Raw genomic sequence first — 14,174 nt, 5'->3', positions numbered from 1 at the left:
CAATGCAAGTAATGCGTGGCTGGGCGACTCGATGCGCGCCATGGGTTGGCCTGGTTGGCCTCCTTGGCAGCGTGCAGGAAGCGCTGGCCGGCGAATACGAAGGCTCACCCCAGGTGGCCGAATTCGTCGGTGAAATGACCCGCGACTATGGTTTCGCCGGTGAGCAACTGATGGGGGTGTTTCGCGAGGCTCAGCGTAAACAGGCGATTCTCGACGCCATCTCCCGACCTGCCGAGCGGGTCAAGCAATGGAAAGAATACCGCCCGATGTTCATCACTGACGCGCGCATTGCGCGAGGTGTGGATTTCTGGCGTCAGCACGAGGCCACGCTGGCCCGTGCCGAGCAGGAATACGGCGTGCCGGCACAAGTCATCGTGTCGATCATCGGCGTTGAGACCTTTTTCGGACGTAATACCGGCAATTATCGGGTGATCGATGCCTTGTCGACGCTCGGTTTCGACTATCCTCCCCGTGCCGAATTTTTCCGCAAGGAGCTGCGTGAGTTTCTCCTGTTGGCGCGCGAAGAACAGGTCGATCCATTGACGCTCAAGGGTTCATACGCCGGGGCGATGGGTCTGCCGCAGTTCATGCCGAGCAGCTTTCGCGCTTATGCAGTGGATTTCGACGGTGACGGCCACATCAATATCTGGAACAACCCGGATGATGCGATTGGCAGCGTCGCCAGTTATTTCAAGCGTCACGGCTGGGTCGCCGGCGAACCGGTGGTCAGCCGCGCCGATGTCCGTGGCGAGCAGGCCGATGAAGGCCTGACCACTGGTATCGAGCCGACAAAGACTGTCGCGCAGTTGCGGGCGCTGGGCTGGTCAAGTCATGATGCGCTGCGCGATGATATGCCGGTTACGGCATTTCGCCTTGAAGGCGAGAACGGCCCCGAATACTGGATGGGCCTGAAGAATTTCTACGCGATCACGCGTTATAACCGCAGCGTGATGTACGCCATGGCCGTACATCAACTGTCTGAACAGCTTGTACAAGCACGGGGCGTCAAGTAATGCGGGCATTGCCTAACAATAAACCCCTGAAGTTGGTGGCATTTGCTGCGTTGGCGGTACTGGTTGCCAGTTGTTCGACCAGCCGTACCCCGACTCAGAAGGCGCCCACAACCGCTGTGCGCAAGCAGCCGGTTCTTGATATCAACCGCGCGCACAAAGATGGCGCACCGTGGTGGGATGTCGATGTTTCGCGTATCCCCGATGCCACCCCAACCCTGCACACCGGTGCGTACAAGGCCAACCCGTACACGGTGCTGGGCAAGACCTACTTCCCGATCCAGGAATCGAAGACCTACGTCGCTTCCGGCACGGCGTCCTGGTACGGCACCAAGTTTCACGGGCAGAACACCGCCAATGGCGAGGTTTATGACCTGTACGGCATGAGCGCCGCCCACAAGACTTTGCCACTGCCAAGTTATGTTCGGGTGACCAACCTGGACAACAACCGCACAGTGATTCTGCGGGTCAACGACCGCGGTCCTTTCTATTCCGACCGGATCATCGATTTGTCCTACGCGGCGGCAAAAAAACTCGGTTATGCCGAAACCGGCACTGCGCGGGTCAAGGTCGAGGGCATCGACCCGCAGCAATGGTGGGCCGCCAAGGGCCGTCCGGCGCCGTTGATGCTCAATGAGCCGCAAGTTGCGCAGAACAGCGCCCCGGTTATCACAGCGTCGGCCGGCACCGTCGAGCAATGGACCCCTCCGCCGCAGCAACACGCCGCGGCCGTTGTGCCAGTGCAGATCGATGCAAAAAAAAACGCTTCTGCAACAGCGTCTGGCCAGTATCTGCAGGTGGGCGCCTTCGCCAACCCGGACGCTGCAGAGCTGCTGAGGTCGAAGCTCAGCGGGATGGTGAGCGCTCCGGTGTTCATCAGCTCGATCGTGCGCAATCAGCAGACTCTGCACCGGGTTCGCCTGGGGCCGATCGGCTCGCCGGGTGAAATCACCCAGGTGCAGAACAGCGTGCGCCTGGCCAACCTTGGTTCGCCAAGTGTGGTCACCGAGTAAAACGTAGAACTTGATTGACGGTTCACCCGCGGTATTGGGGGGTGAACCAGGTTGTTGGCTCGTCGAAGAACAAAAGCCCGGCAAGGGTGACTGGAGTGAGCAGCTGAACACGCGATGACTCGTCAGAAAGTCATCTGATTAAATTTTGCATTAGCGATTTCGAGAGACGGATGAACATCACCACCTTTGCCAAACGCCTTTTCCTGCTAGTCCCGCTGCTCCTCTCACCCGCCGCGTTCGCGGTCGAGATGATGCCTTCGCCACCACAACTGGCCGCCAAGTCCTATGTGCTCATGGATGCCAGCAGCGGCAACGTGCTGGTTGAGAACAATGGCGACCAGCGTCTGCCACCGGCCAGCCTGACCAAGCTGATGACCGCGTACATCGCGACCCTGGAAATCCGTCGTGGCCAGATCGGTGAAAACGATCCGGTGACCGTCAGCGAAAACGCCTGGCGTACCGGCGGTTCGCGGATGTTCATCAAAGTCGGTTCGCAAGTTACTGTCAGCGACCTGCTGCACGGCATCATCATCCAGTCCGGTAACGACGCCAGCGTGGCACTGTCCGAGCACATCGCCGGTAGCGAAGACGCTTTCGCCGACGTGATGAACAAGACGGCCACCGAACTGGGCCTGACCAACTCCCACTTCATGAACCCGACCGGTCTGCCAAACCCTGACCATTACTCGTCGGCTCATGACATGGCGATCCTGGCTCGCGCGATCATCCACGAAGACCCGGCTCACTACGCGATCTACTCGCAGAAAGAGTTTTTCTGGAATGGCATCAAACAACCTAACCGCAACCTGTTGCTGTGGCGCGACAAGACCGTTGACGGTCTGAAAACCGGCCACACTGACGAAGCCGGTTATTGCATGGTGTCCTCGGCTGTCCGTGATGGCCAGCGTCTGATCGCCGTGGTGTTCGGCACCAACAGCGATGTGGCTCGCGCCGCTGAAACCCAGAAGCTCTTGACCTACGGCTTCCGCTTCTTTGAAACCCAGACCTTCTATCAGAAGGGCACCGAACTGGCTCAGGCCCCGGTGTGGAAAGGCACCACCAGTCAAGTCAAGGCCGGCCTCGCGCAAGACCTGACCATGACCCTGCCAAAAGGCCAGTTGAAGAAGCTCGCTGCCAGCATGACCATGAACCCGCAACTGACCGCGCCAATCGCCAAGGGCGACGTAATCGGTAAAGTCGAAGTCAAACTGGAAGACAAGGTTGTGCACAGCGCTGACCTGATCGCTCTGGACGGCGTCGAGGAGGGTGGTATCTTCCGCCGCATGTGGGATAGCATCCGTCTATTCTTCTACGGCTTGTTCAACTGATTTGTGTTGACCTGCATGGCCCCGCCCCGATCCGGTGCGGGGCCATGTGCGTTACCACGGCTTGCGCTATAGAGGCCGTTACGCCATGACCGATACCGAAGTAAAGGCGCCAAAGATCGAATTCCCTGCCAACGATTACCCGGTTAAGGTGATCAGCGACACGGGCGTCGGCAACAAAGACAAGATCATCGAAATCGTCAAGAAGCACGCGACCATCAACGATGATCGTATTGACGAGCGTTCGAGCAGCAACGGTAAATACACCACGATCCAGTTGCACATCGTCGCCACCGGTCAAGACCAGCTGTACGACATCAACAGCGAACTGCGGGCGACCGGTTTCGTGCACATGGTGCTGTGATGCCAGGCACGCTGGGCTTTCGCGAACTCGGCCAGATGGCTTACGAGCCGGTCTGGCATGCCATGCAACGTTTTACCAACGAACGCGGCAGCGATGCCGCCGACGAAATCTGGCTCGTCGAGCACCCACCGGTGTTCACGCAGGGTCAAGCCGGCAAGGCCGAGCACTTGCTCCTGCCGGGTGAAATTCCGGTGGTGCAGGTCGATCGCGGCGGGCAGGTGACTTACCATGGCCCCGGCCAACTGGTGGCTTATCTGTTGCTGGATGTACGCAAGCTGGGTTTTGGCGTGCGTGATCTGGTCAGTCGCATGGAGCTATGCCTGATCGAACTTCTGGCCAGCTACGGTGTGACCGCAGCGGCCAAGCCAGACGCTCCCGGCGTGTACGTCGATGGCGCGAAAATCGCTTCTCTGGGTTTACGGATTCGCCACGGTTGCTCCTTTCATGGGCTGGCCCTGAATGTGGATATGAACCTGGAACCGTTTCGACGGATTAATCCCTGCGGCTATGCCGGGCTGGCGATGACCCAGCTGAGCGATCACGCAGGATCGATTGAATTTGCCGAGGTAAGTGCCCGGCTGCGCGCGCAGCTCGTCAAACACCTCGACTATGCTGAGCAGACGACCCTGACGGGCGGAATCGACTGATATGACTACTGATGCAGTGCAAACCATGATCCCGACGCTCGACGTGACCGAGCGCCCGGCCCCGCGTCCCAAGGTTGAAGCCGGCGTCAAGCTGCGCGGTGCCGAGAAGGTTGCACGCATCCCGGTAAAGATCATTCCGACCACCGAGCTGCCGAAGAAACCCGACTGGATTCGTGTGCGTATCCCGGTTTCCCCGGAAGTCGACCGTATCAAGAGCCTGCTGCGCAAACACAAGCTGCACAGCGTTTGCGAAGAAGCGTCCTGCCCGAACCTGGGCGAGTGCTTCTCCGGCGGCACCGCGACCTTCATGATCATGGGCGACATCTGCACCCGACGCTGCCCGTTCTGCGACGTGGGCCACGGTCGTCCGAAGCCGCTGGACGTCAACGAGCCGGCAAGCCTGGCTATCGCCATCGCCGACCTCAAGCTCAAGTACGTGGTGATCACCTCGGTTGACCGCGACGACCTGCGTGACGGTGGTGCCCAGCACTTTGCCGACTGCATCCGCGAAATCCGCAAGTTGTCGCCGAACGTGCAGCTGGAGACCCTGGTTCCGGACTACCGTGGCCGCATGGACGTCGCCCTGGAAATCACCGCCGCCGAGCCGCCAGATGTCTTCAACCACAACCTGGAAACCGTGCCGCGTCTGTACAAGGCTGCGCGTCCGGGTTCGGATTACCAGTGGTCGCTGACTCTGCTGCAACGTTTCAAGCAGATGATGCCGCACATTCCGACCAAATCCGGCCTGATGCTGGGTCTGGGCGAGACTGACGAAGAAGTCATCGAAGTCATGAAGCGCATGCGCGAACACGACATCGACATGCTGACTCTCGGCCAGTACCTGCAACCGTCGCGCAGCCACTTGCCGGTGCAGCGTTTCGTGCACCCGGACACCTTCGCCTGGTTCGCCGAGGAAGGTTACAAGATGGGCTTCAAGAACGTCGCGTCCGGGCCGTTGGTGCGTTCTTCGTACCATGCCGATGAGCAGGCGAAGCTGGTCAAGGCTGAGCTGATGGGTTCTTGATCCGGCGCTGAATGAAAAAATGCCCGCCGAGGCTTTAACGCCCGGCGGGCATTTTTTTGCCTGTCTTACATTCAATGCTGATTTTTCCTGCAACCTGCGGCGTGGCCGAGCCTCTTCTGTTTACCGCCGTTCCTGACTACTGTGTGTGCATGACTCACAGGGAGATCCAAGGATGACCGTTCGACCAACCCACACACTTTGCCCGCACAAAGCCGTGCCCGCGTTGCCCTCAGAAGGGCTGATCGGCGTCATTGCACCAGCCGGCCCGGGTGTATTGGACACCGATAAGGCGGTGCAATGGATGCGCGCGCGGGGTTATGGGCTTAAGGTGTTCCCCGGCGTTTATGAAAAGGATGGCTATCTGGCCGGCAGCGACGACGTGCGCTTGCGCGATCTTCATGCGGCGTTCGCTGATCCCGAAGTCGATGCAATTATTTGCCTGCGTGGCGGCTACGGCACGCCACGGCTGCTTGACCGGATCGATTACGACCTGCTGAGCCGCCATGCCAAGCCATTCGTTGGCTACAGCGACATCACCGCGCTGCACCTGGCCATCAGCCGATACGCAGGCTTCGTGACCTTTCACGGGCCGCTGCTCAACGCTGACCTGTTGGGCGACAAGGAGCCGCCAACCGTCACTTCGTTCTTCGCCATGCTGCGTGGCCAACTGAAGAGCGGCAGTGTGCTAAGCCACCCGGCGGCTTATCCGTTGACGACGGTCGAGCCCGGCATCGCCCACGGGCGTTTGCTCGGCGGCAATCTGGCGATGATCGCTGCGACTCTGGGGACGCCTTACGAAATCGATGTGGAGGGGGTGATTCTGCTCATCGAGGATATCAACGAGCCCCTGTATCGGATCGACCGACTGCTGACCCAGATGCGCCTGGCCGGCAAACTGGCCAAATTGCGCGGAGTTCTGGTTGGGGATGTCGCGGGGGTGGACGTCGAAGCTTTGAACCGGCTGCTCAAGCAGACGTTTGAGCCGTTACGGATTCCGGTGCTTTCAGGATGGCGCAGCGGGCATTGCGATCCGAACCTGACATTGCCGATGGGGGCATTGGTTCGACTGGATGCGGGGAAGCAGGAACTGATGCTGGAGCAGGATGTGGTCACCCGCCGATAATTGCGGGTGATGCAAAAAGATCGCAGCCTGCGGCAGCTCCTACACGGGATTAACGTAAACCCTGTAGGAGCCGCCGCAGGCTGCGATCTTTTGATTTTGCTTTATTGGTTACGCAGGCTTTCCAGCAGCTTATGCGTCGGATACCCATCCGCCGGCCAGCCAAACGACTGCTGTGCACTGCGAATCGCCTTGCGTGTATTGGCGCCGATGATCCCGTCTGCCGTGCCGGCATCGTAGTTGCGTGCACTCAGCAAGGTCTGCAGCTCGATTCGCTCGGTGCGGCTCAGCGGCAGATCATCTTTAGGCCAAGAGCCATTGATCAAGCCAGCGCCGCCAAAGCGCTCGGACAGCAGGCTCACGGCCAGCGCGTACGACGAAGAATTGTTGTACTTGAGGATCGCCCGGAAATTGTCGAGGACCAGGAACGCCGGGCCACGATAACCGGCCGGCAGCAACAGGGCGGCGGACAATTGTTCGGTTCCGGCGGGCGCCTGGGCCCCATTGGGCAGCATCACGCCCAGCTGACGCCATTCGGCGACGCTTTTGCGCAGGGTGCCATCCGCCAGCGTGTAGTCGAAGTTGCCGGGCAACTGCACTTCAAAGCCCCACGGCTGGCCGCGCTGCCAGCCGGAGCTTTGCAGATAGTGTGCGGTCGAGGCCAGTGCGTCGGCCGGGCTGCCCCAGATGTCGCGGCGCCCGTCACCGTCGAAATCCACGGCATGGGTGTTGTAGGTGGTCGGGATGAACTGCGTCTGGCCCATGGCGCCAGCCCAGGAACCGAGCATCTTCTCCGGCGTGATGTCGCCCTGTTGCAGAATCTGCAGGGCGGCGATCAGTTGCGCGTGGGCAAAGCCTGGGCGACGACCTTCGTAGGCGAGGGTGGCCAGCGAGTTGATCACCGATTTGCTGCCCTGGAACTGCCCGAAGTTGCTTTCCATGCCCCAAACCGACACCAGCGCTTGGCGATCAACGCCATAACGCTGCTCGATGCTTTGCAGGATATCGGCGTATTGAATGATCAACGCCTGGCCCTTGCGCACGCGCAGCGGCGACAGTGCGCCGTCGAGGTATTCCCACACCGGGCGGGAGAACTCCGGCTGGCTGCGGTCGGCGCGAATCACGCTGGCGTCGAAACTGATATTGGCGAACGCACGGTCGAACAGCTCGGCGCGAATACCAGCGGCCAAGGCATCCTTGCGAAAACCTGCCTGCCATTCGGCAAAGGTCTGGGTCGGCTGAAGATCAAGTGGGTCGGCGGACGGCACTACCGGCGGAATAATCGCTGGGGCCGTGGCGACAGGGGCGGCTTGAAGAGGTTGCGCATCGGCGGCGGTAGGTTTTTCCGCACAGGCGACAAGCAGAATGAAGCTGGAGGCAGCGATCAATTGGCGAACAGGCCAACGACGGGAAAGACTAAAGGGCATGCACAGTTCCAGAGGATACGAATCAGGTGCAGACCTTAACATGACCGGGGGGTGCTGCGCTTTAAGCTGCCAGAAAGTAAGAAGCCTCCCAGCTATTAGACTGGAAGGCTTCGCGGCGGTAGCTGCCTTTACCCTTGGCTGGTTGTTCCTGGCGGCTGCGGAACAGGGGTTGGGCGATGATGGATTTGGCCTTGTTCGGGCCATGTTTCGATGGCTTTTTGCTCATGAGGGTTCTCTCGAGTGAGTGGGTTTTGCGGGGGAAATAATCTGCCGATGTCGGGCGTCTGTCTATAGGGCAAATGCAGGTCGTTTTGTAGGAAAGCAAGATCAAAAGATCGCAGCCTTCGGCAGCTCCTACAGGGATTGGTGTAGGAGCTGCCGAAGGCTGCGATCTTTTGATTTTATTCGGCAGGCAATGACAAACGTTGGCCAGCCATTAACAGTGCCAAGCGGCTCAAACTCATCCACGGCGACCCGGCCGCCTGGCCCTTGATCTGTGCATCGATGCGCTGAGCTTCGAGCAGCAACTGCGCCCAGCGTTGCGCCGAGTATCGTTGCAGGGCTTTGCTCATCAAGGGTTTGCGCTTGTCCCACACCGGCGGTTTCGCTGAACTGAAGCACTTGTCCAGCGGTGTGCCCTGGCTGTACTGCAGCGCGATATTGGCCAGTTGGCGCAACTCCCGCGCCAACGCCCAGAGGATCACTGGCGGTTCGACACCCTCACCACGCAACCCTTCGAGCATGCGCAGGGCGTGGGCCGGTTCACCGTTAAGGACCGCGTCGGTCAAGCCAAACACGTCGAATCGTGCACTGTCCGCCACAGCGGCCTGCACGGTTTCGACAGTGATCTGCCCACCTTCGGCCATCAGCTTGAGCTTCTCGATTTCCTGCGCGGCGGCGAGCAGGTTGCCCTCCACACGTGCAGCAATCAGTTCGACGGCGTCCTGGCTGGCCGACAACCCGGCCTGCGACAGACGCTGACGAATCCAGCTCGGCAGCTGATTGGCATCCACTGGCCAGATCTGGATGAACTGCGTCTGCTGACCTTCAACCAGCGCCTTGCCCCACTTGGTCTTCTGCGCGCTGCCATCAAGCTTGGGCAGGCTGATCAGCAGCACCGTGTCTTCAGCGGGACGCGAGCAGTACTCGATGAATGCGGCAGCCCCCTTGTCACCGGGTTTGCCCGATGGCAAACGCAGTTCCAGCAGACGCTTTTCAGCAAACAACGACATGCTGGCGCCGGCCTGCAACAACGTACCCCAATCGAAATTGGCGTCGGCGGCAAACACCTGGCGTTCGTCGAAACCTTGCTGGCGGGCAGCACTGCGGATGGCGTCGGCGGCTTCCTGACACAGCAGCGGGTCATCACCGCTGATGATATAGACGGGCGCGAGGGCGCCTTGCAGGTGTTTGCCGAGTTGCGCGGGAGCTAGCTTCATAAGAGAGGTCGAACGGGGCGCCTGAGCGCCCCGAACTTCTTACTGCTGCGGGATTTCGAGCGGCGACTGACGCGGGGTTTCCGCCTCAATCTTTTGCGCCGCTTCCAGCGCATCGGCTTCTGCCTTGGCGCGGTCGTTGGCGGCCTGCTGCAGTTGCTCCAGTTGACCCGGGGTCAGCTGTTGCAGACGCAGCATCATGCGCTGAACCAGATCGCGACGGATATCGCGACGGGCGTCGTTGGCTTCCTGATCGGAGCCGACGAGGTTGTTGCCGTCGTGGATGAAGACTTTCTGCACTTCAAGCTTGTCGCTGAGCAGGGACAGGTTTTTTTCACCGCGGATGTCGTAGCTCAGGACAGTGCTGAGCTGATACTCGCCCGTGCGACCGGCACCTGCATAGCTGAGGATACGCTGGCTTTCCTGTTCGTCAGCCAGGTACAGCTTGTAAGGCGCGCCGCTGTAAACCTTGACGCCGCTGGACTCCAGCACCTGACGCATTTGAGTGACGGTCTCGCCGTAGGCGTTACGGGCGCTCAGATCGAGTTCCTTGATCGTCAGTTCGTTGCTGCCAGTGCCACGCAGCTGGAAACCGCAGGCGCTCAGCAGAACAGCGAGGCCCATCACCAGCAGATTGCGTTTGATCATTGTGTTGCTCCCCTTGAAACCATGTGGGCCGACCTGGCGGCCCGAAAGGTTTTACAGTGCGTCAGGCAAACCTGACGCCCAATCCAATTTAGCTGGCGACGATGTTGACCAGTTTTCCTGGCACAACGATCACTTTGCGAATGGTCAGACCGTCGACGAAACGCAGCACGTTTTCGTTGACGCGAGCGGCGGCTTCGACTTCTTCGCGCGTCGCGCTCGCCGGCATTTCGATCTGGCCACGCAGCTTGCCGTTGACCTGGATGACCAGGGTCAGGCTGTCCTGCACCAGTGCGCTTTCGTCCACAGCAGGCCAGCCGGCGTCGATCACGGCATCGGCGTGGCCCAGTTGATTCCACAGCTCATGGCTGATGTGCGGTGTGATCGGAGCCAGCAGCAAAGTCACGGCTTCCAGGCCTTCGTGCACCAGCGCACGATCCTGCTCGGTGCCTTGCGCGGCTTTTTCCAGCACGTTCATCAGCGTCATGACCTGAGCGATGGCGGTGTTGAATTTGTGGTTCTGGCCGACGTCGTGGCTGGCCTGCTTGATGGCCAGGTGGATCGAGCGGCGAACGGCTTTCTGCTCGTCGTTCAGGCTGGCAACGTCGAGCTTGCCCGGCAGGCCCTGGGTAACGTGGGCTTGCGCCAGACGCCAGACGCGCTTGAGGAAGCGATGCGAGCCTTCCACGCCGGAGTCGGACCATTCGGCGCTCATGTCAGGTGGCGAGGCGAACATCATGAACAGGCGGCAGGTGTCTGCGCCGAACTGATCAATCATCGACTGTGGGTCGACGCCGTTGTTCTTCGACTTGGCCATTTTCTCGGTACCGCCGATTTCCACCGGCAGGCCGTCGGCGATCAACTTGGCGCTGATGACCTTGGCTTTGCTGTCGCGCTCCAGTTCTACGTCCGCCGGGTTGAACCAGGTGTAGGCACCGTTGGCTTCGCGACGGTAGTAGGTTTCGGCGATTACCATGCCTTGGGTCAGCAGGTTCTTGAACGGCTCGTTGGAGCTCACCAGACCTTCGTCACGCATCAGCTTGTGGAAGAAACGTGCGTACAGCAGGTGCAGAATCGCGTGTTCGATACCGCCGATGTACTGATCCACCGGCAGCCAGTGGTCAGCCGCGGATTTCTCGACCAGGCCACCTTCAAAGTGCGGCGAGGCGTAACGGGCGTAGTACCACGAAGACTCGACGAAGGTGTCCATGGTGTCGGTTTCACGCTTGGCAGGCTGGCCGCATTTCGGGCAGCTGCACTCGTAAAACTCTGGCATGCGTGCCAGCGGCGAACCGGCGCCATCCGGCACCACGTCTTCCGGCAGTACGACGGGCAGTTGATCTTCCGGTACCGGCACGTCACCGCAAGCATCGCAGTGGATGATCGGGATCGGGCAGCCCCAATAGCGCTGGCGGCTGATGCCCCAGTCGCGCAGGCGGAACTGGGTGCGCGAGGCGCCCAGTTCTTTTTTGATCAGCGCCACTTCGATTGCATCGAACGCGCCAGCGAAATCCAGACCATCGAACTCGCCGGAGTTGATCAGCGTGCCGTGCTCGCCGTAGGCGTCTTGCCATGGGGCCAGGTTGGACTCGCCGGAGCTGGTGCGTACCACCGACTTGATCGGCAGGTCGTACTTGTGGGCGAATTCGAAATCACGCTCGTCGTGCGCCGGCACAGCCATGACCGCGCCGTCGCCGTAGTGCATCAGCACATAGTTGGCGACCCAGACCGGGAGTTTTTCACCGGTCAGCGGGTGCTCGACGAACAGGCCGGTCGGCAGGCCTTTTTTCTCTTGAGTGGCGACGTCGGCTTCAGCGACGCTGCCGCCCTTGCACTCAGCGATGAACGCTTGCAGCTCAGGGTTGTTCTGCGCGGCCTGGGTGGCCAGCGGGTGTTCAGCGGCGACGGCAACGTAGGTCGCGCCCATCAGGGTGTCCGGACGGGTGGTGAAGACTTTCAGGGTGCCAGCTGCGCCGATCGAGTCGACGTTGTACGGGAACTGCACTTCCATGCCGCGGGATTTGCCGATCCAGTTGCGCTGCATGGTCTTGACCTGTTCAGGCCAGCCAGTCAGTTCGTCGAGGCTCTCCAGCAGTTCATCCGCATAAGCGGTGATCTTGAAGTAGTACATCGGAATTTCGCGCTTTTCGATCAGCGCGCCGGAACGCCAGCCGCGACCGTCGATCACCTGCTCGTTGGCCAGAACGGTCTGATCGATCGGGTCCCAGTTGACGGTGCCGCTTTTTTTGTAAATCACGCCTTTTTCGAACAGGCGAGTGAACAGCCATTGTTCCCAGCGGTAGTAATCAGGTTTGCAGGTGGTGACTTCACGCGACCAGTCCACCGCCAGGCCCAGGCTGCGCAGCTGGGTTTTCATGTAGGCGATGTTTTCGTAGGTCCACTTGGCGGGCGCTACGTTGTTCTTCATCGCGGCGTTTTCCGCCGGCATGCCGAAGGCGTCCCAACCCATTGGTTGCAGGACATTCTTGCCTTGCATGCGCTGGTAGCGGGAGATCACGTCGCCGATGGTGTAGTTGCGCACGTGCCCCATGTGTAGCTTGCCGCTGGGGTAAGGGAACATCGACAGGCAGTAGAAAGTCTCCTTGCCTGGCTGTTCACTGACTTCAAAGGACTTTTGCTCATCCCAGAACGACTGGGCGGCGGCTTCGATTTCACGGGGCTGATATTGTTCGTGCATGGCTACTTTTGTACTGGATAGGGGTGGCCTAATCCTCTTCAACGCGGCATTCGGGACGGCCCGGACGAGCTGGAAGTGGAATGACAGGAAGCGCCGTAGCATACATGACCGTGCTTGGCCTAGGGAAACCCTGATTACAGCTGTTTGACCCACGCAGTGGGTGGCGAGGGCCGTTGGTCGCGGCATCCAGCCGGTTTGTGCAGCGAAGCTAAGCTCTAACTGGGGAGTGAGTCTTATCTTCAATGAGGTGAGGGATGGTGGAGCAACAGCAAAGAAACATCACGAAACCTGAGTTGTACGAGCGGTTGATGGACCGTCTGGGTATGGCCCTGGACGCTGCAAAAACCGCAGACCGGCTGCGCGACGAGCGCCCCCTGGAACTGGAATTGCGTGGCTTGAGCCCCGCCGAGTTCAAACTGGTCAAGGCCTATCTGGATCGCAGTGAACGTGAAACGCACGGATGCTTGTCGCAAGCAGTGAAGCAGCTCGATGCAACACATTCGGCCAAGGTCATCTGGCTCAAGGACAAGGCGCCCCGCAAAGACACCGTCAAGGTGCGTGCTTTACGGGCCAAGTAAGCGCATGGCAGGTCAAGAAACGGATCTTTTTCAACAGGATCCCACCCTATCGGTTGTCGCGTTGTATTAACCCACTTAGGCTTCGGGCATCTTTGGAGATGCCCGATGCCTTTTCGTTATTTCATCAAACAACTTCTATTGCCGCCCGGCATTCTTTTGCTGCTGTTGCTGGCCGCGTGGTGGCTGCGCCGCTCACGGCCGCGACTGGCTGGATTGTGTTTTGCCCTCGGTTTTGGCGGATTCTGGCTGATGAGCCTGCCGGTGGTGGTGCAATGGGGCGCCAAAGCCCTCGAACGCGAGCCCCCGCTGGCCCGCGAAGAGTGGGCGACACTGGCGCAACGTGCCGATGCGATTGTGGTGCTGGGTTCCGGGCGTGAGCGGGGTGATCTGGCCTGGGGCGACGATCAGCCGACCGGCGTGGGGCTTGAGCGTCAACGCTATGCGGCGCGGTTGGCGAAGGCGTCGGGACTGCCGATTCTGACCAGTGGCGGGTTGCATTACGGCACGCCGCCGACCGAAGCGAAGTTGATGGCCGATTCATTGCTGGACGATTTCGGTGTGAGCGTGCGTTGGCAGGAAGGGGCAAGCCGCACCACCTGGGAAAACGCCAAATTCAGCGCCGATATGCTGTTGCCGCAGGGGATCAAACGCGTAGTTGTGGTGACGCAGGCCTGGCACATGCCGCGATCGGTGTGGAGTTTTGAACAGGCAGGATTTGAAGTGGTGCCAGCGCCAGTGGGCTTCCTGGGTACAGACAACGCTCGGCCGTTTGGTGGCTGGCTGCCGGAGTTCAAGTCGATCTGGCAGAGCGGGCAGTTGCTGAATGAAGCGGTGGGGCAGGTGGGGTATTCGCTTTTCTATCGCTGAAGATCAAAAGATCGCAGCCT

14 protein-coding genes are annotated in these 14,174 nt (G+C 60.1%); 9 read left to right on the top strand and 5 right to left on the bottom strand.

What is annotated here, in order from left to right; genetic code table 11:
- Positions 1 to 2 precede the first annotated feature (2 nt).
- From mltB to ACA061_RS23415, 7 genes are all read left to right on the top strand, one after another.
- A complete protein-coding gene (gene mltB, locus ACA061_RS23445; protein WP_150602119.1) occupies positions 3 to 1,013 on the top strand; it encodes a lytic murein transglycosylase B in 1,011 nt (336 codons plus the stop codon).
- Complete coding sequence (locus ACA061_RS23440; protein ID WP_150602120.1) at positions 1,013 to 2,023, top strand: septal ring lytic transglycosylase RlpA family protein; 1,011 nt, start codon at positions 1,013 to 1,015, stop codon at positions 2,021 to 2,023. The genes mltB and ACA061_RS23440 overlap by 1 nt, the downstream gene beginning before the upstream one ends.
- A 170-nt stretch (positions 2,024 to 2,193) precedes the next feature.
- Positions 2,194 to 3,351, top strand: a complete 1,158-nt coding sequence (locus ACA061_RS23435; RefSeq protein ID WP_042561250.1) for a D-alanyl-D-alanine carboxypeptidase family protein — start codon at positions 2,194 to 2,196, stop codon at positions 3,349 to 3,351.
- Between the two features lie 85 nt (positions 3,352 to 3,436).
- The gene (locus ACA061_RS23430) at positions 3,437 to 3,712 is read left to right on the top strand and encodes a DUF493 domain-containing protein (RefSeq protein WP_042561249.1); all 276 of its coding nucleotides are present in this window, start codon (positions 3,437 to 3,439) and stop codon (positions 3,710 to 3,712) included.
- A complete protein-coding gene (gene lipB / locus ACA061_RS23425; protein ID WP_150602122.1) occupies positions 3,712 to 4,359 on the top strand; it encodes a lipoyl(octanoyl) transferase LipB in 648 nt (215 codons plus the stop codon). The genes ACA061_RS23430 and lipB overlap by 1 nt, the downstream gene beginning before the upstream one ends.
- Positions 4,360 to 4,384: 25 nt before the next feature.
- A complete protein-coding gene (lipA, locus tag ACA061_RS23420) occupies positions 4,385 to 5,383 on the top strand; it encodes a lipoyl synthase (RefSeq protein WP_426235045.1) in 999 nt (332 codons plus the stop codon).
- A 172-nt stretch (positions 5,384 to 5,555) separates the two neighbouring features.
- Positions 5,556 to 6,506, top strand: coding sequence for a S66 peptidase family protein (locus ACA061_RS23415; protein WP_497300118.1), 951 nt, complete (start codon positions 5,556 to 5,558; stop codon positions 6,504 to 6,506).
- Positions 6,507 to 6,607: 101 nt separating this feature from the next.
- Here ACA061_RS23415 and ACA061_RS23410 read toward each other — a convergent pair whose 3' ends face one another.
- The 5 genes from ACA061_RS23410 to leuS form a co-directional block, all read right to left on the bottom strand.
- Positions 6,608 to 7,930, bottom strand: coding sequence for a lytic murein transglycosylase (locus tag ACA061_RS23410; protein WP_042561245.1), 1,323 nt, complete (start codon positions 7,928 to 7,930; stop codon positions 6,608 to 6,610).
- Positions 7,931 to 7,991: 61 nt separating this feature from the next.
- The gene (gene arfA, locus ACA061_RS23405) at positions 7,992 to 8,156 is read right to left on the bottom strand and encodes an alternative ribosome rescue factor ArfA (protein WP_007960579.1); all 165 of its coding nucleotides are present in this window, start codon (positions 8,154 to 8,156) and stop codon (positions 7,992 to 7,994) included.
- 175 nt (positions 8,157 to 8,331) lie between these two features.
- On the bottom strand, positions 8,332 to 9,369 hold the full coding sequence (gene holA / locus ACA061_RS23400) for a DNA polymerase III subunit delta (RefSeq protein ID WP_150602125.1): 1,038 nt from the start codon (positions 9,367 to 9,369) through the stop codon (positions 8,332 to 8,334).
- A gap of 39 nt (positions 9,370 to 9,408) precedes the next feature.
- On the bottom strand, positions 9,409 to 10,014 hold the full coding sequence (locus tag ACA061_RS23395) for an LPS-assembly lipoprotein LptE (protein WP_210554857.1): 606 nt from the start codon (positions 10,012 to 10,014) through the stop codon (positions 9,409 to 9,411).
- 88 nt (positions 10,015 to 10,102) lie between these two features.
- Positions 10,103 to 12,709, bottom strand: a complete 2,607-nt coding sequence (gene leuS / locus ACA061_RS23390) for a leucine--tRNA ligase (protein ID WP_497300117.1) — start codon at positions 12,707 to 12,709, stop codon at positions 10,103 to 10,105.
- Between the two features lie 254 nt (positions 12,710 to 12,963).
- On the opposite strand from leuS, the gene ACA061_RS23385 reads away from it, so the two are divergent.
- Both ACA061_RS23385 and ACA061_RS23380 read left to right on the top strand, forming a co-directional pair.
- Positions 12,964 to 13,287, top strand: a complete 324-nt coding sequence (locus tag ACA061_RS23385) for a hypothetical protein (protein WP_150602128.1) — start codon at positions 12,964 to 12,966, stop codon at positions 13,285 to 13,287.
- Between the two features lie 105 nt (positions 13,288 to 13,392).
- Positions 13,393 to 14,154, top strand: a complete 762-nt coding sequence (locus ACA061_RS23380) for a YdcF family protein (RefSeq protein WP_150617309.1) — start codon at positions 13,393 to 13,395, stop codon at positions 14,152 to 14,154.
- Positions 14,155 to 14,174: the final 20 nt, after the last annotated feature.

The organism is Pseudomonas sp. LBUM1668, from assembly GCF_059695715.1.
Note: the sequence above shows the minus strand (reverse complement) of the source record. Positions and strands in the feature narration are given on the sequence as shown.

Bases quoted from the DNA above. Each gene is read 5' to 3' on its own strand.
- ACA061_RS23380 (WP_150617309.1), top strand. From the start codon at position 13,393: ATGCCTTTTCGTTATTTCATCAAACAACTTCTATTGCCGCCCGGCATT.
- ACA061_RS23440 (WP_150602120.1), top strand. From the start codon at position 1,013: ATGCGGGCATTGCCTAACAATAAACCCCTGAAGTTGGTGGCATTTGCT.
- arfA (WP_007960579.1), bottom strand. From the start codon at position 8,156: ATGAGCAAAAAGCCATCGAAACATGGCCCGAACAAGGCCAAATCCATC.
- ACA061_RS23415 (WP_497300118.1), top strand. From the start codon at position 5,556: ATGACCGTTCGACCAACCCACACACTTTGCCCGCACAAAGCCGTGCCC.
- holA (WP_150602125.1), bottom strand. From the start codon at position 9,369: ATGAAGCTAGCTCCCGCGCAACTCGGCAAACACCTGCAAGGCGCCCTC.
- ACA061_RS23410 (WP_042561245.1), bottom strand. From the start codon at position 7,930: ATGCCCTTTAGTCTTTCCCGTCGTTGGCCTGTTCGCCAATTGATCGCT.
- ACA061_RS23395 (WP_210554857.1), bottom strand. From the start codon at position 10,014: ATGATCAAACGCAATCTGCTGGTGATGGGCCTCGCTGTTCTGCTGAGC.
- lipB (WP_150602122.1), top strand. From the start codon at position 3,712: ATGCCAGGCACGCTGGGCTTTCGCGAACTCGGCCAGATGGCTTACGAG.
- ACA061_RS23435 (WP_042561250.1), top strand. From the start codon at position 2,194: ATGAACATCACCACCTTTGCCAAACGCCTTTTCCTGCTAGTCCCGCTG.
- ACA061_RS23385 (WP_150602128.1), top strand. From the start codon at position 12,964: ATGGTGGAGCAACAGCAAAGAAACATCACGAAACCTGAGTTGTACGAG.
- mltB (WP_150602119.1), top strand. From the start codon at position 3: ATGCAAGTAATGCGTGGCTGGGCGACTCGATGCGCGCCATGGGTTGGC.
- ACA061_RS23430 (WP_042561249.1), top strand. From the start codon at position 3,437: ATGACCGATACCGAAGTAAAGGCGCCAAAGATCGAATTCCCTGCCAAC.
- lipA (WP_426235045.1), top strand. From the start codon at position 4,385: ATGATCCCGACGCTCGACGTGACCGAGCGCCCGGCCCCGCGTCCCAAG.
- leuS (WP_497300117.1), bottom strand. From the start codon at position 12,709: ATGCACGAACAATATCAGCCCCGTGAAATCGAAGCCGCCGCCCAGTCG.